Source organism: Clavibacter michiganensis subsp. insidiosus, from assembly GCF_002240565.1.
Lineage (GTDB): Bacteria > Actinomycetota > Actinomycetes > Actinomycetales > Microbacteriaceae > Clavibacter > Clavibacter insidiosus.
This window is the reverse complement of the sequence record NZ_MZMO01000002.1, coordinates 58,063-75,338: the sequence shown is the minus strand read 5'-3', so window position 1 is coordinate 75,338 and position 17,276 is coordinate 58,063. Positions and strand designations below refer to the sequence as shown.

The following is a 17,276-nucleotide window of genomic DNA, read 5'->3' as shown; positions in this document are numbered from 1 at the left end:
CTCGCGGGTGACGATGGCCCGGTTCTGCGGGCGACGCTCGTCGCCGTAGGCGGCGCGGTAGTACCGGTCGGCGAGATCCTCCATGGCGGCTCGGCCCTCGATGATTCCGATCTCGCGGCCGAGGTCGAATGCGAGCTCCTGCTCGGATGACAGCTTCTGCGTATCCATCACAACGTCTCCTGAGAAGAGATTCTTACTGGCAGCTATCGCCACTGGAGAAGGTCCATCGGGTCGACCGGAACGACATATTCGTCGACGGTCGAGGTGCCGACGGCCTGTGCGAGGTTCTGGTCGTTGGCGCTGGTGGTGTTCATCGGAGCTCCGTTCTCGTCGTTGCCGCTGCGGTTGCTTTCCATATATAGAACAATACGGCATCGGGGGCATCGAAGGCAATACTTTGGGGCATTGTTTTTTGGGAATCTGGTGTATTTCCCACGTGCTTGAAATGCATATCGGGCTCTCCGCGAGCGAGCTTCGTGGTTCATTCCCGCGGCGTATTAGATAGTGCGTTGCGTGGTACAGGGGACTGTTGTGCGGGCATGCCGCGCATGAATCTGGGACCGACGTGGGGACTGTGGTCGGTGACATTGGGGGGTGAATGACTGCGGGAGGGCTGGATATCCATCAGCGCTCTAGTCCGGTGCTTTCGACAACGGACGGCCGCTTTCGAGGAGCCTGCTGCGCACTTCTCACCAGGTCGTCGCTGCCCGCCGCGGAGCGGCTACCCGCCCTCTCGCCGGCGTGCGCCGGGCGGCAAGCATGGGTCCGCGCGACGTAGCCGGAACCGCGGCCCTCCCGGCCGGCCCAACCGGACCGGCCGGTGGCCCCGGTCACGCGGCGGCGGGGGTGTCGTGGGGGTCGTCCGGGTCGAGGACGGCGGCGATGTGGTGTGCGGCGGCGAGGACGCGGGTAGCGGTGTTCTTGACGAGTTCGGGGTCGCAGTCGGCCCATTCGGCGATGTAGCCGATGCTGTAGGCGCTGGTGTCGAAGCCGAGCATCCCCGGCCACGACGTAGGCGACGGACTCGGCCTCGGTCTCGTGGGTCCCGCGGTGCTCCCAGTACCCGGCCAGGTCGTCGGTGTGGCCGAGGACGACATGGGCGGTCTCGTGGATGAGGGTCTTGGCGGCTTGCTCGGGGCGACGTCGACCTCGACGACGACGGATCGGTCGCTGGGGCGGGCGTAGCCCTTCCTCTCGCCGTCGAGGTGCTTGCGGGCGACCGTCCAGCCCTCGGCGGCGAGGAACGCCGTCAGGGCGTCGATCACGCCGTGATCGGTGGTGCCGGTGAGGTCGTGCACGAGCTCGGCGTCCTCCACGCCGTCGACAGGATCCGTCTGACTCACGTCGAAGACCGAGAGGATAGGGAACCGGGGGATGCGGCGTTCGGTCTCCTCGCCCTGCGCGTCTTCCTCGGTGATCTTCTCTGGCTGTACCCGAATATGCGGATGGCCTTTTCGCCCTTGCGCACTTGGCGGCCGCGGGCCTGCCACTGCCGGAATCCCGCGACGGCGCGGGCGTGGGGGGCACTGCTGCATGATGAGGAGCAGATTCCCGATGCTGTACTGGTGGAAGTCGCGCACACGGTCGAGGTAGCGGCGCCATTCGTTAGTGTCGCGCAGCGCGTCGATCTGGGCCGCGATACTCGCGTGCAGCGCCTCGGCCTGGGCCTTGCGTTCCTCGGGGCTCTTCCGCGGGGCCGTGGTCTTACGGGGTGCGGCGGTGCTGGTAGTCATATCGTTCTTCCTCTCCTCCTCGTTCTTTTGCCGTGAAGGCGCTTGTCGCCTTCTAGGGAGGTCGGGTGGAGTGCAACCCGGTAGGGCGGTGGGGGAGAGAGTTTCGGGGCGAAATAAGGGAGCTTGCGACCGCGTCCCGAAAGTCTCGGAGGAGCCGGCGGCGCAGCCGCTTGCGCTCCGGCCGGCCGACCGCATACTGCCGAAGGCTTCACGGCATAAGAACGGCCCGCAGGGTCCGTGGCTGTGCCGCGCAGCGGCTCCGATGGAGCGCAGCGACCAGCGCGGCCGAGCCGCGCGCGGCGGCGCGCGGCGCACCATGGTCCTCCACAGGGCGGCGTCGACGGGGGAGTGCCCAGCGTCGACGCCGGGGGCTGCCGGCGGTATGGGCGGCCGTATGTCATCGGCGTGGACTACCTGATGACGGACGATCAGTGCAGCGGATCCGCGAGGAGCCGGTGCACGTGGCGTACCGCGGCCTCGCGCTCGTGGTGCAGGCGTCGGGCGGGTGTCCCGGCTCGAGCAGTTCGAGCGGTACGACCGGCACGCGGAGCTCGAGGTGGTGCATGGCGACGACGTCGTGGCGTACATCGCCCGCGACTCCGAGGACCAACGGCTGTTCTTCACCGCGCGGATGTTCGACGTCGGCCTGCTCGGGTGGGGGACGCGCACGCTCATGGATGGCATCGCCGCAGTCCTGGGGGAGCGGGAGTGAGCCGCCCGGCCGCGCCGCGTCCGCGGGTGACCGCGCGGGCCTTCTGAGGCGCGGTGCGCCGTCGACGGGGGAGCGCGAGGGGATCGCCCCTCGCCGGCCGCCCGCGGCGGCCGTGTGCTCGTGGTGCCCGGCGGGCGGGCGCTCCCAGTGGGAGCGCCCCGCTGCGGCTACGCGGCCTCGGCCGGGTCGGGCTCCGGATCCTCCTCGCGGGATCCACGTTGACGGGCTCGGGCCGTCGTCGTCGGTGACCGTGTCCACTTCGGCAGCGTCCGTGTCCGTTTCCGCGGCCTCAGTGTCCACCTCGGCATCGTCGGCAGCGTCGTCCGCGTCGCGCGCGGCGCGGCGCTTCTCATCGGTGTCGACGATGAGCTGCTCGACCTCGCTCAGCGTGTACCCCCACGCCGCGAGCTGGCGGAGGTACTCGGCGACCTCGGGGCGGGCGCTCCGCCACGAGTCGCGACTGAGCGACGCCTCGATGCCGCCGAGGACGACGGCAGGGCCACGTGCTGCGCCTTCGTGAGCGTCGCCGCGGCGAGCTTGCCGAGGGCGTCGCCGTGGTAGCCGTACTCCTGCTGGATGCCGAAGAACTCGTGCGCGAGCGGGCTGCCCTCCTGGACGGCGCGGCCGCCCCGCAAAGTAGTTACCACGCTCGTTGACGACATCGACGGCACGCAGATCGAAGAGGGCCAGGGTGAGACCGTCCCGTTCGCGCTCGACGGCGTGAACTACGAGATCGACCTCAGCGACGACAACGCGGCCAAGCTGCGCACTGCGCTCGAGGACTACGTCGACAAGGGCCGCCGCGTCGGCCGCGTCGGCCGCGCGACTGCCGGCAAGGGCGCACCGCGCCGCTCCGCCGGTTCGGCTCCGAAGCAGGATCTCAGCGCCGCGCGCGAGTGGCTGCGCGAGCACGGCCACAAGGTCTCCGAGCGCGGCCGCATCTCCGCGGACCTGCTCGAGGAGTACCGCGCGAACAGCTAGAGCAAGCTGCACGCACGAGAGGGCCGACCCGGCACGGGTCGGCCCTCTCGTCGTTGCCGGCGTGGACGATGGAGTCGCCCAACGAGCAGTCCGGGCAGCTGTTCGTGAAGCTCGCCTCCCGGCTCCCCGGCACGGTCGTTGCTCCCGTGGAGGACGCGACTCGGCCGATCGACGATCCACGGAGATACCGCACTCCGCCGACGTGGTGAGGACCGGCCGCACTGCGCGGCTTGCCCGTTAGGGCGTCGGTACGTCGGTCGCGGTGAGGGTTCGGCGGGCCGAGACGGTGGCGTGGACATTGCCCGCGATAGCGACCGCGATGCCGCGCTGAAAGACCTGCCCGTACGTGTCGCTGATGTCGAGTCGGTAGAGGTAGCGGGCCCGGCTCCGGGTCACGTTCCCTCGCACGTGCGCATCCGCAGGATCTGCCGTGAAGACAAACACCGCGCGACGCGGAAGGGCGAACGGCCGATCCGACCGCTGCATGCAGGACCGCAAACGGCACCGGCGCTGCTCGAGGACAACCCTGTCCCCGACGTCCCAGAGCTGCGACGTGAGATGCCAGACCACCGCCGTGGTTGGCGACAGCGCGTCTGGTGCGCGGTGATAGCCCTGCGCGACCGCGGCAATGGGGACAGTGATGAGACCTAGCCCGAAGGTGATGACAGCGCTGACACCCGCGAGCGTTGTCGCACCGATGAGCAGCGCGACCTCTGCCACAAGGAGCGTCACAGGCAGCACGAACAGGTAGCTCAGAAACACCACGAGCCCACGGCGTCCGTTGGTCGTCGCCTTCGCCTGCTCAAACCACGCTCGCACGCCTGCTGCCCTCACTCTCTTCGATGCCAGATCGCCCGCGGTGAAGTCGTCACGTCGGACCCGAACGAGAACCACTGGCCGCAACCCGTCACATCCTTCGCGGCTCGCCAGGGTCAGCACGGTAGCCATGACCAGGCGAGGGCTCGCGGTCACGATGCCACAGCACCCGCCGCCTCCTGAGCGCACCCCACACAGTTCATGGGCGCGGGTTCGTGGAGCGCAGCGGAACGAAGCCGCGGCGCCTCGATGCGCGACTCGACCTCCTCGATCACGACTCGACATTGGACGCGGCCGATGTTGCGCGGGCGGCCGCCCGGCCGCGTTTCTCAGCCCGCGACGCGGTGCAGGTCGTCCTTGTGTCGGTCGAGGTACTCGTCGATCGCATCCCTGATCACATCTGATGCGTACTTGCGGTGATGCGCGATACGCAGCTGCTCCAGGCGGTCCTTGCGGTCCTTGGGGACGCGAACACGGATGGTTGGCGTGTGCTCGCCATCCGGCGCCGCGCCACCCAGCTTCGGCCGGCCGATTGCCTTTGCGACGGCTGCTTCGCTGCCGAGCGCGTCGAGGAGCAGCTGCGCCCCGATCTCGGCCGCGTCGGCGCCATGCGCGCTGTCGCCGGGCAGCGTCGCACCCGTCGACGTCTCCTCGATTGCCGCCATGCGGTCGTAGCGGTCCTGGTCCTTCTTCGAGAGTGTCACTTCTCCTCCTCCATCAGCTTTCGGTAGTACGAGCCGAGCTCCATCACGTGGTAGACCACGAATCCGCCGGGCTTGAGCTCCACGAGCACTTCAACGAGTCGATCCGTCTGCGGATGCGGCGGGCCAACGAAGACCCGCCGCTGGCTACGCGGGTCGCCCTCATTCACCTTCACCTGTGTGGAGCTCCACACTGCGTTCTTGATCGCATGCAGCGCGTCGGGCTCAGGGATGTGGTGCTTGCCTGCGCTGCGCGTGAAGTCGATGCCCATGTGTCTATTGTGCCACAGAACACCCCTCTGTGCCACTTCTGTGCCACACAACTATAGGGCGATGACGCCGAGCGCGATGCGCCCGAGCACGAGGATTGCGTCTCATCGAGGGATCCCTACCCGGACCACTTCGGTGTCGAGTGTCGGTCGCGGAATCATGCGTCTCAGATAGGTGGTCCGGCGACTGTTCCGGTGAGGGGGCCCCACCTGAGACACTTGACCTATGGCTGGACAACTCATCGGATACGCCCGCGTCTCCACGGACGCGCAAGACGTCACCGCGCAGCGGGACGGCCTCATGGCCCTCGGCGTCGACGAAGATCGCATCTACGTCGATCACGGTCTGACGGGCCGCAACCGTGACCGCCCGGCACTACGGGAAGCCCTCGCCGCGTGCTGGGAGGGCGACACGTTCGTGGTCACAAAGCTCGACCGGCTCGGCCGGTCGATGGTCGACTTGCGGAACATCGGCGCCGAGCTCACAGCGAAGGGCGCCGTCATGAGCATCGGTGGCTCGATCCACGATCCGACAGATCCCCTCCGCAACTTCTTGTTCAACAGCCTCGCGATGTTCGCCGAGTTCGAGTCCGACATGATCAGCGCCCGCACCAAGGAGGGCATGAAGGTCGCAGCCAAGAAGGGCAAGCTCAAGGGCGGCAAGCCCAAGCTCTCCCCCGCCGCCGAACGGCACCTCGTCGCGCTGTACCGGGCCGGCGATCACTCGATCAGTGAGCTGTGCGACCTGTTCTCGATCGGCCGCGCCACCGTCTACCGCGCAGTGGACCGACACCCCGTCGAAGACGCATCCGCGCTAGCGCTTCCCCGCGCGGAAGAAGTGACCCCCTGATGCCATGGACCGGCTTGCAGCTGCTGTACGCAGCGATGGAGCTCGTGGGCATGCTGCTGACCCTTGGCGGTCTCATCGCCATCTCCCGTGGGGCCAAAGTGCGGTACCTCGACGCTCGCGAGAAACTTGCCCGAGCCCTAGAACTTAACGAGGAGGAAGAAACCGCCAAAGCACGCGAGCCTGGTCGTAAGCGAGAGATCATTGCTGAGTTCCAAGCACACCACCTAGCCAATGGGCTACCTCGGCGGGCTGGTTACGGAGAGTCGTTCCAGCCCGGGTACGAGACGGAGAGCGTCATGCGGGTGCTGGGTGCGGGGGCTGGCCGAGACCTCGTGATCGCGAGTATCGGGCTGGTCCTGTCGGGTACGGCGGGAGTGCTCGCCACTCTGTTCCCAGCGAACTAGCCACACTCCCTGGGCCTCGAAGAGAGGAACCAACTGCTGGGGGTGCGCGATTCGAGTACCGCACGTGCGTCGGTATCGCGAATGACGACGCGCGGAGATATGGTGGAATCACTCGCGTCAACAGGCGCTGAATCCGCTTGGGGAGGAAATTAGATGGCCCGCAAAGTAGTGACCACGCTCGTTGACGACATCGACGGCACGCAGATCGAAGAGGGCCAGGGCGAGACCGTTCCGTTCGCGCTCGACGGCGTCAACTACGAGATCGACCTCACCGACGACAACGCGGCGAAGCTGCGCACCTCGCTCGAGGAGTACGTCGACAAGGGCCGCCGCGTCGGACGTGCGACGACCGGGAAGGGCGCACCGCGCCGCTCTGCCGGTTCGGCCCCGAAGCAGGACCTCAGCGCCGCGCGGGAGTGGCTGCGCGAGCACGGCCACAAGGTCTCCGAGCGCGGCCGCATCTCCGCGGACCTGCTCGAGGAGTACCGCGCCGCTACGAGCTAGCGCCACCAGGACGCACGAGAGGGCCGACCCGGCATGGGTCGGCCCTCTCGTCGTTGGTGGGTCAGCCAGCGCCTGGCTCCTTGAGGAGGACGCTCAAATTAGACTTCGTCGACGCGGAGCGGTAGGCGCCTGTGGGCCGTGGTTGCGGGACACTCGCGGCCGCGGTGTTCCGCGGAGCGCTTCGACCGCTCGCGGGACGTCCCACAACCCAAGGCTTGCGGGACTGCGACCACGCGACGAAGGCGTGAGAGGACTTCTCACGTAGGGCTGTGCACAGATACGTCTGCTTCCGAGTTTGAATGCGGAAGATCCTCCCCTCAGTGCTAGTACCCGAGGAGACCCATGCGCATCGAGCACATCCCCACAACGTCCGGGCGAAGGGGCACAGAGGGAATGACTCTCGTGCACGACCGACACTTGATGCGGCTGCTGTACGCAAGAGACGCGTGCGGCTCCGAGGTCACTGCCATCCCGAAGTCACTCACGCCCGCTCCTGTGAGTGCGGCCCTTCCCGCCGACGACGCGGCACTCCTCGTCCACGAGCTCTCCGTCCGTTGGATCGAGTCATTGGAGTGGGCGATCGCGTCGCCCTCTCGCGAGGCCCTTGTCTCCAGGTTCTTCGAGACCGGAGACCTCGGCCCGATGGCGCGCGCGATCCCCCCAGTGCTCGCGACCCCGACCCCCGGGGAGGCATGGATTGACACAGAGGCCCGCGACGCGTGGATCGAAGCTGCAGACGAGGCCGTGATCCGCGACTGGACCGTGCAGTCGGCCGATCGACTGAACGCCCGGGCGGCTGCGCGTGCGCGCGGGCTCGCCGTTGTCCTCGTACTTCCCATCGCGGCCCCGTCGCTCCCACTGCCGGGAACAGGGGGCATGCTGGTCTCCGATTTCGTTTACATGAGCGACAAGCACATGGCCGCCGCCCTGGACTGCTACGCGTAACGCCTCGCTGCACGCTCCCGCGACAGACGCCCAGACCGCCAGGAACCCCCGGGCTGGTCTGAAGTGCCAGAGCACGACCCACAAGGCGTCTCACAAAACAAGGGATGCAGGACACAAACGACGATGGCCCTGGGACATGTCCCAGGGCCATCGCCGTGCGTGAGCGCATGAGTGCGCTTCGCTGTCCCGGTGTTCTACCGGACGCGCAGATCAGGCGGCGATGCGCCCGATGCTGCTGGTGCTACTTGCGACCCGAACCGTTGCGGGTCCGATCGGCCTGGACGTATCCCATGCCGGGGCGCGGCGTGGGAGACAGGGGCTCGCCACGGGTGACGGTGCGCTCCTGCCCGGTGTCGCCTCCACGAGGCCCGACGAGCGCGTACTGGCCGGAGCTGGGGGCGATGTTGCCGGAGTGCAGCGGGGGCTTAGTTGCCATGGTGCGGTCTCGGCCGACCACTCCCGCTGCGAGACGTACCCCGACGGGGTCGTCGCGTAGCGGGCTAGGATCAAGAGGTTCCCTAGATAAGAACTCTGGACCCCGTGTAGCCGGCCACCCTCGAGGTGGCTACGTGCCACTCGGGGTCTTTCTTTGTCTCATCGTAGTCGACCCACCCACTGGAAGGGGCGAAAAATGCGATTTGAGGCACGATTGCATCACGGGTGGGTGTAGTTGACCCGTAGTTGACAGTTGGCGCTTAGAAGTCGATCTGAGGCCAACGTGCCCCCTCTGAGCGAATAGATCCATACCCCTACCGCGTGGATCCGCCTCTAGGAGATCACGGGTTCGAAGTAGCGGTGATGCACGGATGCACCACCGTCGAACTCGTGTCCGACGTGGTCGCGGCGCACGCTGCCCGGACAAGTGTCGGCGCGTGGGTGGCTAGCGTGGGGGAGTGCCCCCCTCCGCCTTCCGTGCCTTCCTCGACGAGTCAACGGCGAGCCGGGGCGAAGAGCGGCAGGAGTACCTGGTCTGCGCGGCGCTCATCGACGAGGCGGACTGCGACAGCATTCGCGAGCAGCTGCGGCCGCTGCTGCTGCCGGGCCAGATCAAGCTCCACTGGACGGATGAGAGCGACCGGCGCCATCGCGACATCGTGTCTCGCATCGTCGAGCTCGGGCCCATGAACATCGTCGTCTCCCACCTCGACACGTACCGAAAGAAGGTCGAGCGGTACCGGCGCAAGAGCCTCGAGACGCTCTATCACGAGCTCGTCACGATGGAGACGTTCGACTTGACCCTGGAGTGCCGGTCCGACGGCCAGGACAAGGCGGACCGGGCCCACATCGTGGGGTTGCAGGCCCAGGGGCTTGACCGGCGGCTCCGCATCGGCCACCAGCGCGGCGGAGACGAGCCGTTGCTGTGGATCGCAGACGCCGTCCTGGGATCCATCAACGCCGCCCACCTCGGCAACACGGATCACTACGACGAGCTCCGGTCGACGCTGCTCATCGAGGCGCGCACGACGGACTCGCTGGACCCTTAAAAAGCGAAAGACCCTAGATCCAGTCGTCCGGCTGGGGTTCCAAGGTCTTCTTCCTGACCCGTCGTAACGGGAGGCGTGTCAAAGCTATGACATCCAAGAACGATGAGCAAGACGATCAGCAAAACGCACAGCAAGACGAAGAGCAAGACGAAGAGCAAGACCCTCCCCAAGACGTCTACCGTCGCACGCCCAGCGACCGACGCTCGGGGCGCCTCCCCTCTTCCGGCCGACGGTCGGTGGCCTCTCGTGCGCTCGTTGAGGAGCGCGGCCGGACGCTCCCACCCGATCAAATCGACGGAGGAGAGCACCCGGTGAGCAAGGTGAAGAGCAAGCTCGACGGCATCGACAGCCTCGTGCGCGACGTCGGCGCGCACCCGTGGGCGCATCTCGAGGCCGGCTACTGGCGGATCCAGGTCGAGGACCGGCCCACGCTCGGGTACGTGATGCGCGTCCGCGCGCAGCTCGGGGACCCGTTCACGTTCGAGGTCTACGCCGACGCCCGCAACGACCAGGGCCAGCGGATCTGGATCCGCCGCGAGCACTCGTTGAACACGGCCGTGGCGTGGATGGTGCAGCACAGCGCCGAGCTGATCGCGTTCGCGGCGCGAGCGCGCTCAGGCAGCCGGGGGCCGGCGGAGACGACGGCCGCGGAACATGCCTCCGCCGACGTCGACCAGGCCCGGGAGCTCAGCCATGTAGAGCGCGGCCAGCTCGGGTGACGCGGCCGTCGCGTGGATCGTCACGCGCCGGGCGTCCGCGACGGGCAGCAGCTCGGGCAGGAGGCGGGCGCGCAGCGCGCGGCCGCGGCCCGTTCCTGGTGCCGCCGCGATGTGGTCGCCGATGTGCCACCCGGTGCGGGTCCCGAACAGCGCGAGCACGACGTCGCGCTCGGGGCTGAGGTAGTACCGCGTCCACGGGCAGGTGACGAGAACGACCTGGAGCACGACGACGAGCGGGCTGAGCACCCACCACGCGACAGCGAGGTAGAGCGCCACGACGCGCGCAACGCCCCGGGAGTGCTGGAACCCGTGCCAGAAGCCACGGCGCATCCACCACGCGATCCGCAAAGCGTCCACGACGCCCGCGCGCGGCAGCCCCTCGATCGCCGGGGGCACGGTCGAGACCGTCGCCATCACCGGACCCTCCGGTGCGTCAAGAGCACGAGCCGAGCGTGTGGTCGATCGTGGTGCGGTCGACATCGTCGATCATGAGCTCGTGCATGCCCAGAAGGTACGCGAATCGGGTGATGTACATGCAGTCATAGGCGACAGCCGGTGGCAGCCAGGTCCCCGACCCCTGGTCCGACTTCGCCTAGTTCGCCGGCCCACCGAAGGCCTGGAGGTTGTTGAAGGCGGTCGCGAGCTGCCCGCGATGAGCGGCGTCCAGCCGCCTGTCGACCTTCCCTCTCCGAGGGCGATTTGAGTCGCCGATAACCTTTATTATGTCATATGCGGGCTGTGCGGGCTCTGGCGGCCGCTCCCTGGCGAGGGGTCTCGTGGGCTGCCGGCCGGCAAAAGTGCTCAAGTCCACTGCCCATCCTCGAGTTCGTCTCACCGGGTCACGAGCCCTCGCCACTGCCCGAGGCGGCAGAAGCCCCGCTCGATGACGTACCGCTTCTCGTACTCGACCGTGTCGAAACTGTTGGACCGGCCGCTGCGGATCCGCGTCGCGCGACCCCGGCGTTAGCGGGACACGGAGGGCTGGGGAATGGTTCCCTCGCCGTTCTCCCTCTGGGCTACCGTTCCCGTCACGCTGCCCGCCACCGTCTTCCTAGAGGAAGGTCACCATGACCGCACCACTGCCCCTGTCCGCGATGTCGACCGTCCCCGTCCGACGCGCTCGGCATGCACTCGCCGTACTCGGCGCGCTCTGCCTGATCGCCGTCGCACCCTTGACGGTAGCGCCCGCGGCGAACGCAGCCGACACGACCACAGCATCCGTTACGACGGTCAGCGCCGCACCGGCACCGCCCCTGGAGGCGTCCGCCATCAACCTGGGGCCCTACCAGAACTCGTACTCGGGTCTGCGCGTCTGCGGCTGGTACAACTCCAACAGCCGGTCGCAGAAGGAAGATCCCGAGTGGATCGGCTCGGGCCTCGCCGTGGTGGTCCGGAAGGACGGCGGGAGCACCTGCGACGCGAAGCTCGATTACATGAGGAAGTACTACGGATCCGCTTTCGCCGGATCCACCGCTGTGCACTCGTATCGCATGATCACCTGCGAGGACTTCGCTCGCCTGACGAACTACGAGACGGACCCGAAGAAGCAGGTGAGCCCCTGCGACGAGATGATGTCGAGCGTCAACGGCATCTACCGGATCTTCTCCTTCTGGGACGCGGTCCACCCGCAAGCGCGGACGTCCGTCCAATTCTGGCACTGGTGATCCGGTCGCAGCACTGAACAGGGAGGGGGCTCGCCGGACAATGACTGGCGAGCCCCCTTCGCGTCCATGGGACTGGCCATAGTGTGACTTCCCGCAGTGGATTTGCCCCCTCCCCGAATACACAAGCCAAATAAGGCCCCGTCATACTGACGGGACCTTTGCACATGCAGGATGAAGCATGGGATGCGGCCGCTTGAGTCCGATTAGCACCGACACATCTAGCCGACCCTCTCGAAGCGTCAGAGGCTAGCTGATAATATTTATTATTTCGTACGCGGCCTGGCCAGAGAGCGGTTGTCTCGGAATTCGAGCGCAGATGAGGCAAGCTTTCAGGCGGATCAGCGAAGCGTTGGCCCTGGTCCCGCCGACGAGGCAGAGCGCACCGGCGGTCGGAGTCGATGGGGCGGAGATGATGACGACGACCATCGGGCCGATGGTGCCGCCGAATGAGGACTCGTTGAGCTTGGTCGTCACGCATACCTGTCTCGCAACCGACGCTGAACAGTCCCATCTAAGCACTCCCTTGTGGGCCACGGTTGCGGGACATGCGCGGCCGCGGTGCTATGCGGCAAGCTCTGAGCGGTTGTGGGACGTCCCACAACCCATGGCATGCGGGACTGCGCCCACGCGACGAAGGCGTGAGAGGACTTCTCACGTAGGGCTGTGCACAGATACGTCTGCTTCCGAGTTTGAGTGCGGAAGATCCTCCCCTCAGTGCTAGTACCCGAGGAGACCCATGCGCATCGAGCACATCCCCACAACGTCCGGGCGAAGGGGCACAGAGGGAATGACTCTCGTGCACGACCGACACTTGATGCGGCTGCTGTACGCAAGAGACGCGTGCGGCTCCGAGGTCACTGCCATCCCGAAGTCACTCACGCCCGCTCCTGTGAGTGCGGCCCTTCCCGCCGACGACGCGGCACTCCTCGTCCACGAGCTCTCCGTCCGTTGGATCGAGTCATTGGAGTGGGCGATCGCGTCGCCCTCTCGCGAGGCCCTTGTCTCCAGGTTCTTCGAGACCGGGGACCTCGGCCCGATGGCGCGCGCGATCCCCCCAGTGCTCGCGACCCCGACCCCCGGGGAGGCATGGATTGACACAGAGGCCCGCGACGCGTGGATCGAAGCTGCAGACGAGGCCGTGATCCGCGACTGGACCGTGCAGTCGGCCGATCGACTGAACGCCCGGGCGGCTGCGCGTGCGCGCGGGCTCGCCGTTGTCCTCGTACTTCCCATCGCGGCCCCGTCGCTCCCACTGCCGGGAACAGGGGGCATGCTGGTCTCCGATTTCGTTTACATGAGCGACAAGCACATGGCCGCCGCCCTGGACTGCTACGCGTAACGCCTCGCTGCACGCTCCCGCGACAGACGCCCAGACCGCCAGGAACCCCCGGGCTGGTCTGAAGTGCCAGAGCACGACCCGCGAGGCGTCTCACAAGACAAGGCTTGCGGGACACCCGCTAGAAGCGGGGATGCGAGCGCCGCGGGGCCCGACGCGGCGTGACGCTCCGTCGTGCGACATGGGGTCCGGTAGAGCGTGACGCGTCGTCGTGCAGCACGGCACTACCTGTGCTACTCGCGCGCGCAGCGCGTAGAGAGAGAGGAACATCCCGTCGTCGGCAACATTCGCGGTCTGACATTGCCGAGCTTGTTGAAATTCTTGATCGCATCCTTGAGTTCACTAGTGAACTTGAACAAGCTTTTTTCACTAAGCGGAACATCCGTTGTCACGCTACGTTGACACCGCTCCATAGCGGCCGCGTCACGCTTGTAGTCGCGTCGTGGACGTCGGCGCCGACGACGGCGCCGCGCACTTGACGACTCGCGAAGCACGGCGCCGTGAGCTTGAGTGTCGACACGACGTGCGGCATGGATGTTGGTGCGGATCCTAAGCAGGTGTAGTTGACGCGTGCACTCTGCACGCCCCGCGGGCGAGACCCCGACGCCACGTCGGCCTTCTCGAACCAACACCTCGCATGCGTAAGGGATTCGATGGTACGATCGAGCCGTACCGGTTCATCGAGAGGAGTCCAATGCCCTGGGAGGTATACGCCAAGGGGTCAGCGCCTGCGCCGACAACGCCCTCTGTGACGATCCAGAAGCGCGGCTTGATGTCCATCAACCGTGCCGCCTACGAGGCGATCGGCAAGCCCGAAGGGGTCGAACTCCTCTGGGATCCGGAGCGGAAGCTCATCGGCTTCCGACCGGCACCGCTCACCAATCAGAACGCTTACCCCGTGCGGACACAGGTCACCAACCCCGAGAAGGCGGACAAGGGCCCGTGGCTGATTGCCGGCACCCGCTTCACGCAGTACATCGGCATGGACACGACGGACGCGTATCGGTGGACCCCCACCGTCGAGGACGGGATGCTCATGATCGACACGAGCCAGCCAGGCGCGAAGGCCGTCAGCAACCGCAACAAGGCAGCTGAGGACGCGAAGGCACGAGAGAGCGCAAGCGAGGACGCGAGCGCCACCTAAAAGACTCTGGCCTGGTTTCGGGTGCAACCGAAACCAGGCCAGCACCGGGCCCAGAGGGCCGGATGCGACTCAGTAGTCAACATCCAGCATAGGGGGACCAACCTCCGAAAGCACCCTCTGGACCCTTCCTCCCAAGAGAAGGGGCCGCCATGGCCACCGTTCGAAATCACTACCAGATCACCGGCCCCGTGCCGTTCACCGACGTCGATGTCAGCAAGGACAACAGGCTGTTCCTCGATCCCCACGCGATCCGGCTCAGTCATGCGCCGGATCCCTTCGCGTCCGAGGCGCTCCGCTGCGCGGACACGTTCTTCGAGGAGATCACGCGGTGCGTGCTCTCCACGTCGCCGGTCGATCGCGCTCATGGACTCGACCTCCTCCAGCACTTCTGCGAGCCATGGGAGAGCCGCCTGGGGATGTCCAAGTTCGGCTTCAGCGGTCACGGTGGTGCTGATGACATCGGCCAGGTGATCTGGGACACACTGACCACTGACCTCGATGCCTTCGTTCGCGTGGGCCTGCTTCGCCAGCTCGAGGACATCGCGCTCTTCGTGGATGGAGTGGATCGGGACATCACGTCCGACATCGCGACGCGCATCATGTTCAAGCCCCTCGCGGACTTCACCGCCGATCAGGTGAACAGGTTCGCGGAGTTCACGGCCGGCGATCACATCGTTGAGACCTACTCGAAGCAGGCCTGGGATCCGGATCGGCTGCGCTGGAACGATGCCACCCGAGTGACGCTGCCGGTCGTCAACGGGAAGCCGCTCCTGCTGGTCCCCGATGGATGGGCCCGCCGGACTCTGCTTCTGGCGGCTCCGCGGTTCTGGGGGACGACCGTCCTCGGCTTCGCTCAGCTCGAGCGGGCTGTCACGCTGGCCGACGGCAAGCAGCTGCTGACCCAGAAGGACGTACTGGGGAAGCAGCCCGGCCTGACGCGCGGCAGGGCCACCATCCGACGAGTGACGGCCGAAGCCCTCCACAAGGACCACGACCTCGTGGCCGCCCACAAGCGCTTCGTCGCCCGTCAGTGGGCTCGCGCCAACACCGCCCGGACCGAAGCCGCGTAGCCGCTCGAACCAAACACGAGGCCCCTACCGAGAACTTCGGCAGGGGCCTCGTCGTGCGCCCGCACTTCGGCCTCTACAACAGCGCGTGTCGGTCCATCTCCGTACGCTTGCCGACGAGCGCGGCCGGGCGCTCCCACTCGATCGAATCGACGGAGGAGCCCCCGCTGAGCAAGGTCAAGAGCAAGCTCGACGGCATCGACAGCCTCGTGCGCAGCACGGGACAGCACCCGTGGGCGCATCTCGAGGCTGGCTACTGGCGGATCCAGGTCGAGGACCGTCCTGTGCTCGGGTACGTGATCCGGCACCGGGCGGAGCTCGGGGACCCGTTCACGTTCGAGGTCTACGCCGACGCCCGCAACGACCAGGGCCAGCGCATCTGGATCCGCCGCGAGCACTCGTTGAACACGGCCGTGCCGTGGATGGTGCAGCACAGCGCCGAGCTGATCGCGTTCGCGGCGCGAGCGCGCTCAGGCAGCCGGGGGCCGGCGGAGACGACGGCCGCGGAACATGCCTCCGCCGACGTCGACCAGGCCCGGGAGCTCAGCCATGTAGAGCGCGGCCAGCTCGGGTGACGCGGCCGTCGCGTGGATCGTCACGCGCCGGGCGTCCGCGACGGGCAGCAGCTCGGGCAGCAGGAGGACGCGCAGCGCGCGGCCGCGGCCCGTTCCTGGTGCCGCCGCGATGTGGTCGCCGATGTGCCACCCGGTGCGGGTCCCGAACAGCGCGAGCACGACGTCGCGCTCGGGGCTGAGGTAGTACCGCGTCCACGGGCACGTGACCAGGACGACCTGGAGCACGACGATGAGCGGGCTGAGCACCCACCACGCGACAGCGAGGTAGAGCGCCACGACGCGCGCAGCTCCGCGGGAGTGCTGGAAGCCATGCCAGAAGCCACGGCGCATCCACCACGCGATCCGCAAAGCGTCCACGACGCCCGCGCGCGGCAGCCCCTCGATCGCCGGGGGCACGGTCGAGACCGTCGCCATCACCGGATCCTCCGGTGGGTCACGAGCAGGAGCCCAGCGTGCGGTCGATCGCGGCGCGGTCGGCGTCGTCGATCGTGAGCTCGGACATGCTCAGAAGGTACGCGAATCGGGTGACGTACAGACAGTCATACCAGGCAGTCGGTGGAAGGCACGTTGCCGGCCCCAGATCCGACTTCGCCGCGTTCGTCGGCCCACCGACAGCCTGGAGGTTGTTGAAGTCGGTCGCGAGCTGCTTGCGATGAACGGCGTCCAGCGACCCTGTCGACTCCTCGACCTGAGCGCCGATAACCTTTAATGTACCTTATGTCATGTCACGGCTGCCCCGGGTGATCTGTGACCCCTCCTCGGGTACTGGTCCCGGCAGTCTGCACAGCCCAGGATGAGGCATGCAATCTCCGACTCAGCAGCGCAACAGCTTCTCCGAGGGCCTCGCCCTCGGCATGATCCTCAACGGACACCGAGAATTTTCCTACAGCAAGACCTCCCTCGATCTAGCGGTGGCGAGCGCGTATAGCGCATGGTCGCACGCAAGCTCGTTCCCTGCACTGAACGCCGAACTGCGCAGGTCCAGGGACGGCACACGCGCACTTATGCGAGCAGATGTGCGAAAGAGCACGTTCGCGTTCTTCTGGGAAACCCCCAGAGCCATGCTCCGCGTAGTAGATCGACAACCGGGCTGGTCCGAGCGCCAATACGAGGACGTCCAGTGGGCGGCATCCGTCATTGGCGGCGGACTCACCAGCGACGACTGGAAAGCACTCGCCGCCGATGTTCTCAGCGACCTCAACAACGCGTAAGCCGGGCCCGTTCGGACGATCGCCTGCGCGCGTATCGCGGAAGCGCGCGGTGGCGGCCGATGAACAGAGCGTCACCACTGGCGGTCCGTGGGTCTTCTAAAAACGCACCGGGAGCACTAGGTTTCTTACAGGAGAGGCAGATGGCCAGTCACAATTTTGAG

Annotated in this window: 22 protein-coding genes and 1 pseudogene; 13 read left to right on the top strand and 10 right to left on the bottom strand. The window is 66.9% G+C overall.

All coding sequences use genetic code 11. From position 1 onward, the window contains the following. Positions 1-203: 203 nt before the first annotated feature. Both B5P21_RS16955 and B5P21_RS17715 read right to left on the bottom strand, forming a co-directional pair. On the bottom strand, positions 204-356 hold the full coding sequence (locus B5P21_RS16955; RefSeq protein WP_165770628.1) for a hypothetical protein: 153 nt from the start codon (positions 354-356) through the stop codon (positions 204-206). Positions 357-830: 474 nt separating this feature from the next. Then, a complete protein-coding gene (locus B5P21_RS17715; protein ID WP_425591318.1) occupies positions 831-1,733 on the bottom strand; it encodes a zincin-like metallopeptidase domain-containing protein in 903 nt (300 codons plus the stop codon). A 505-nt stretch (positions 1,734-2,238) separates the two neighbouring features. On the opposite strand from B5P21_RS17715, the gene B5P21_RS16035 reads away from it, so the two are divergent. Both B5P21_RS16035 and B5P21_RS16030 read left to right on the top strand, forming a co-directional pair. Further along, the gene (locus B5P21_RS16035; protein ID WP_246865347.1) at positions 2,239-2,445 is read left to right on the top strand and encodes a hypothetical protein; all 207 of its coding nucleotides are present in this window, start codon (positions 2,239-2,241) and stop codon (positions 2,443-2,445) included. Between the two features lie 576 nt (positions 2,446-3,021). Beyond that, positions 3,022-3,426 carry a histone-like nucleoid-structuring protein Lsr2 gene (locus tag B5P21_RS16030; RefSeq protein ID WP_094171452.1) on the top strand — a complete coding sequence of 135 codons (405 nt, stop codon included), beginning with the start codon at positions 3,022-3,024 and terminating at the stop codon, positions 3,424-3,426. Positions 3,427-3,663: 237 nt separating this feature from the next. On the opposite strand, the gene B5P21_RS16025 is transcribed toward B5P21_RS16030, so the two are convergent. The 3 genes from B5P21_RS16025 to B5P21_RS16015 form a co-directional block, all read right to left on the bottom strand. Then, complete coding sequence (locus tag B5P21_RS16025) at positions 3,664-4,374, bottom strand: hypothetical protein (RefSeq protein WP_133064207.1); 711 nt, start codon at positions 4,372-4,374, stop codon at positions 3,664-3,666. A 197-nt stretch (positions 4,375-4,571) separates the two neighbouring features. Next, entirely contained in the window at positions 4,572-4,946 is a 375-nt protein-coding gene (locus B5P21_RS16020; RefSeq protein WP_045530932.1) for a ribbon-helix-helix domain-containing protein, read from the bottom strand. Further along, positions 4,943-5,215, bottom strand: coding sequence for a hypothetical protein (locus B5P21_RS16015; protein WP_094171450.1), 273 nt, complete (start codon positions 5,213-5,215; stop codon positions 4,943-4,945). The genes B5P21_RS16020 and B5P21_RS16015 overlap by 4 nt, the downstream gene beginning before the upstream one ends. Before the next feature lie 223 nt (positions 5,216-5,438). Here B5P21_RS16015 and B5P21_RS16010 point away from each other — a divergent pair, with 223 nt between their 5' ends. The 3 genes from B5P21_RS16010 to B5P21_RS15995 all read left to right on the top strand — a co-directional run bounded on the left by B5P21_RS16010 (position 5,439) and on the right by B5P21_RS15995 (position 7,915). Further along, on the top strand, positions 5,439-6,062 hold the full coding sequence (locus tag B5P21_RS16010; protein ID WP_045530928.1) for a recombinase family protein: 624 nt from the start codon (positions 5,439-5,441) through the stop codon (positions 6,060-6,062). 557 nt (positions 6,063-6,619) lie between these two features. Further along, positions 6,620-6,970 carry a histone-like nucleoid-structuring protein Lsr2 gene (locus tag B5P21_RS16000; protein WP_094171449.1) on the top strand — a complete coding sequence of 117 codons (351 nt, stop codon included), beginning with the start codon at positions 6,620-6,622 and terminating at the stop codon, positions 6,968-6,970. Between the two features lie 342 nt (positions 6,971-7,312). Further along, on the top strand, positions 7,313-7,915 hold the full coding sequence (locus B5P21_RS15995) for a hypothetical protein (RefSeq protein ID WP_094171448.1): 603 nt from the start codon (positions 7,313-7,315) through the stop codon (positions 7,913-7,915). 241 nt (positions 7,916-8,156) lie between these two features. On the opposite strand, the gene B5P21_RS15990 is transcribed toward B5P21_RS15995, so the two are convergent. After that, the gene (locus B5P21_RS15990) at positions 8,157-8,351 is read right to left on the bottom strand and encodes a hypothetical protein (protein ID WP_080939413.1); all 195 of its coding nucleotides are present in this window, start codon (positions 8,349-8,351) and stop codon (positions 8,157-8,159) included. Positions 8,352-8,808: 457 nt separating this feature from the next. Here B5P21_RS15990 and B5P21_RS15985 point away from each other — a divergent pair, with 457 nt between their 5' ends. After that, positions 8,809-9,399: a hypothetical protein gene (locus B5P21_RS15985; protein ID WP_045530920.1), complete on the top strand. Its 591-nt coding sequence runs from the start codon at positions 8,809-8,811 to the stop codon at positions 9,397-9,399. Between the two features lie 311 nt (positions 9,400-9,710). Then, positions 9,711-10,118 carry a hypothetical protein gene (locus tag B5P21_RS15980; protein WP_080939411.1) on the top strand — a complete coding sequence of 136 codons (408 nt, stop codon included), beginning with the start codon at positions 9,711-9,713 and terminating at the stop codon, positions 10,116-10,118. On the opposite strand, the gene B5P21_RS15975 is transcribed toward B5P21_RS15980, so the two are convergent. After that, positions 10,014-10,532: a hypothetical protein gene (locus B5P21_RS15975; RefSeq protein WP_094171447.1), complete on the bottom strand. Its 519-nt coding sequence runs from the start codon at positions 10,530-10,532 to the stop codon at positions 10,014-10,016. The genes B5P21_RS15980 and B5P21_RS15975 overlap by 105 nt on opposite strands. 653 nt (positions 10,533-11,185) lie before the next feature. On the opposite strand from B5P21_RS15975, the gene B5P21_RS15965 reads away from it, so the two are divergent. Beyond that, positions 11,186-11,782, top strand: coding sequence for a hypothetical protein (locus B5P21_RS15965; RefSeq protein ID WP_094171446.1), 597 nt, complete (start codon positions 11,186-11,188; stop codon positions 11,780-11,782). Positions 11,783-12,028: 246 nt separating this feature from the next. Here the strand turns inward: B5P21_RS15965 and B5P21_RS16655 are convergent, their stop codons facing one another. After that, a complete protein-coding gene (locus B5P21_RS16655; RefSeq protein WP_133064206.1) occupies positions 12,029-12,256 on the bottom strand; it encodes a hypothetical protein in 228 nt (75 codons plus the stop codon). Positions 12,257-12,518: 262 nt separating this feature from the next. On the opposite strand from B5P21_RS16655, the gene B5P21_RS15960 reads away from it, so the two are divergent. The 4 genes from B5P21_RS15960 to B5P21_RS15945 all read left to right on the top strand — a co-directional run bounded on the left by B5P21_RS15960 (position 12,519) and on the right by B5P21_RS15945 (position 15,904). Further along, positions 12,519-13,121: a hypothetical protein gene (locus B5P21_RS15960; RefSeq protein ID WP_094171448.1), complete on the top strand. Its 603-nt coding sequence runs from the start codon at positions 12,519-12,521 to the stop codon at positions 13,119-13,121. A gap of 745 nt (positions 13,122-13,866) precedes the next feature. After that, the gene (locus B5P21_RS15955) at positions 13,867-14,262 is read left to right on the top strand and encodes a hypothetical protein (RefSeq protein ID WP_133064213.1); all 396 of its coding nucleotides are present in this window, start codon (positions 13,867-13,869) and stop codon (positions 14,260-14,262) included. Positions 14,263-14,411: 149 nt separating this feature from the next. Then, the gene (locus B5P21_RS15950; protein WP_094171484.1) at positions 14,412-15,332 is read left to right on the top strand and encodes a hypothetical protein; all 921 of its coding nucleotides are present in this window, start codon (positions 14,412-14,414) and stop codon (positions 15,330-15,332) included. A gap of 53 nt (positions 15,333-15,385) precedes the next feature. Beyond that, positions 15,386-15,904, top strand: a complete 519-nt coding sequence (locus tag B5P21_RS15945; protein WP_246865346.1) for a hypothetical protein — start codon at positions 15,386-15,388, stop codon at positions 15,902-15,904. Here B5P21_RS15945 and B5P21_RS15940 read toward each other — a convergent pair. Both B5P21_RS15940 and B5P21_RS17450 read right to left on the bottom strand, forming a co-directional pair. After that, entirely contained in the window at positions 15,800-16,318 is a 519-nt protein-coding gene (locus B5P21_RS15940; RefSeq protein ID WP_094171483.1) for a hypothetical protein, read from the bottom strand. The genes B5P21_RS15945 and B5P21_RS15940 overlap by 105 nt on opposite strands. A 19-nt stretch (positions 16,319-16,337) precedes the next feature. Continuing rightward, a pseudogene (locus B5P21_RS17450) lies at positions 16,338-16,556 on the bottom strand (HNH endonuclease family protein); the annotation flags it as partial. Between the two features lie 148 nt (positions 16,557-16,704). Here B5P21_RS17450 and B5P21_RS15930 point away from each other — a divergent pair. Further along, complete coding sequence (locus B5P21_RS15930) at positions 16,705-17,115, top strand: hypothetical protein (RefSeq protein WP_094171482.1); 411 nt, start codon at positions 16,705-16,707, stop codon at positions 17,113-17,115. Positions 17,116-17,276 lie beyond the last annotated feature (161 nt).

Excerpts from the sequence above, each read along its gene's own strand:
- B5P21_RS16955 (WP_165770628.1), bottom strand. The coding sequence starts at position 356 with ATGGAAAGCAACCGCAGCGGCAACGACGAGAACGGAGCTCCGATGAAC.
- B5P21_RS17715 (WP_425591318.1), bottom strand. The coding sequence starts at position 1,733 with ATGACTACCAGCACCGCCGCACCCCGTAAGACCACGGCCCCGCGGAAG.
- B5P21_RS16030 (WP_094171452.1), top strand. The coding sequence starts at position 3,022 with ATGCCGAAGAACTCGTGCGCGAGCGGGCTGCCCTCCTGGACGGCGCGG.
- B5P21_RS16025 (WP_133064207.1), bottom strand. The coding sequence starts at position 4,374 with ATGGCTACCGTGCTGACCCTGGCGAGCCGCGAAGGATGTGACGGGTTG.
- B5P21_RS16015 (WP_094171450.1), bottom strand. The coding sequence starts at position 5,215 with ATGGGCATCGACTTCACGCGCAGCGCAGGCAAGCACCACATCCCTGAG.
- B5P21_RS16010 (WP_045530928.1), top strand. The coding sequence starts at position 5,439 with ATGGCTGGACAACTCATCGGATACGCCCGCGTCTCCACGGACGCGCAA.
- B5P21_RS16000 (WP_094171449.1), top strand. The coding sequence starts at position 6,620 with ATGGCCCGCAAAGTAGTGACCACGCTCGTTGACGACATCGACGGCACG.
- B5P21_RS15995 (WP_094171448.1), top strand. The coding sequence starts at position 7,313 with ATGCGCATCGAGCACATCCCCACAACGTCCGGGCGAAGGGGCACAGAG.
- B5P21_RS15990 (WP_080939413.1), bottom strand. The coding sequence starts at position 8,351 with ATGGCAACTAAGCCCCCGCTGCACTCCGGCAACATCGCCCCCAGCTCC.
- B5P21_RS15975 (WP_094171447.1), bottom strand. The coding sequence starts at position 10,532 with ATGGCGACGGTCTCGACCGTGCCCCCGGCGATCGAGGGGCTGCCGCGC.
- B5P21_RS15965 (WP_094171446.1), top strand. The coding sequence starts at position 11,186 with ATGACCGCACCACTGCCCCTGTCCGCGATGTCGACCGTCCCCGTCCGA.
- B5P21_RS15960 (WP_094171448.1), top strand. The coding sequence starts at position 12,519 with ATGCGCATCGAGCACATCCCCACAACGTCCGGGCGAAGGGGCACAGAG.
- B5P21_RS15950 (WP_094171484.1), top strand. The coding sequence starts at position 14,412 with ATGGCCACCGTTCGAAATCACTACCAGATCACCGGCCCCGTGCCGTTC.
- B5P21_RS15940 (WP_094171483.1), bottom strand. The coding sequence starts at position 16,318 with ATGGCGACGGTCTCGACCGTGCCCCCGGCGATCGAGGGGCTGCCGCGC.
- B5P21_RS15930 (WP_094171482.1), top strand. The coding sequence starts at position 16,705 with ATGCAATCTCCGACTCAGCAGCGCAACAGCTTCTCCGAGGGCCTCGCC.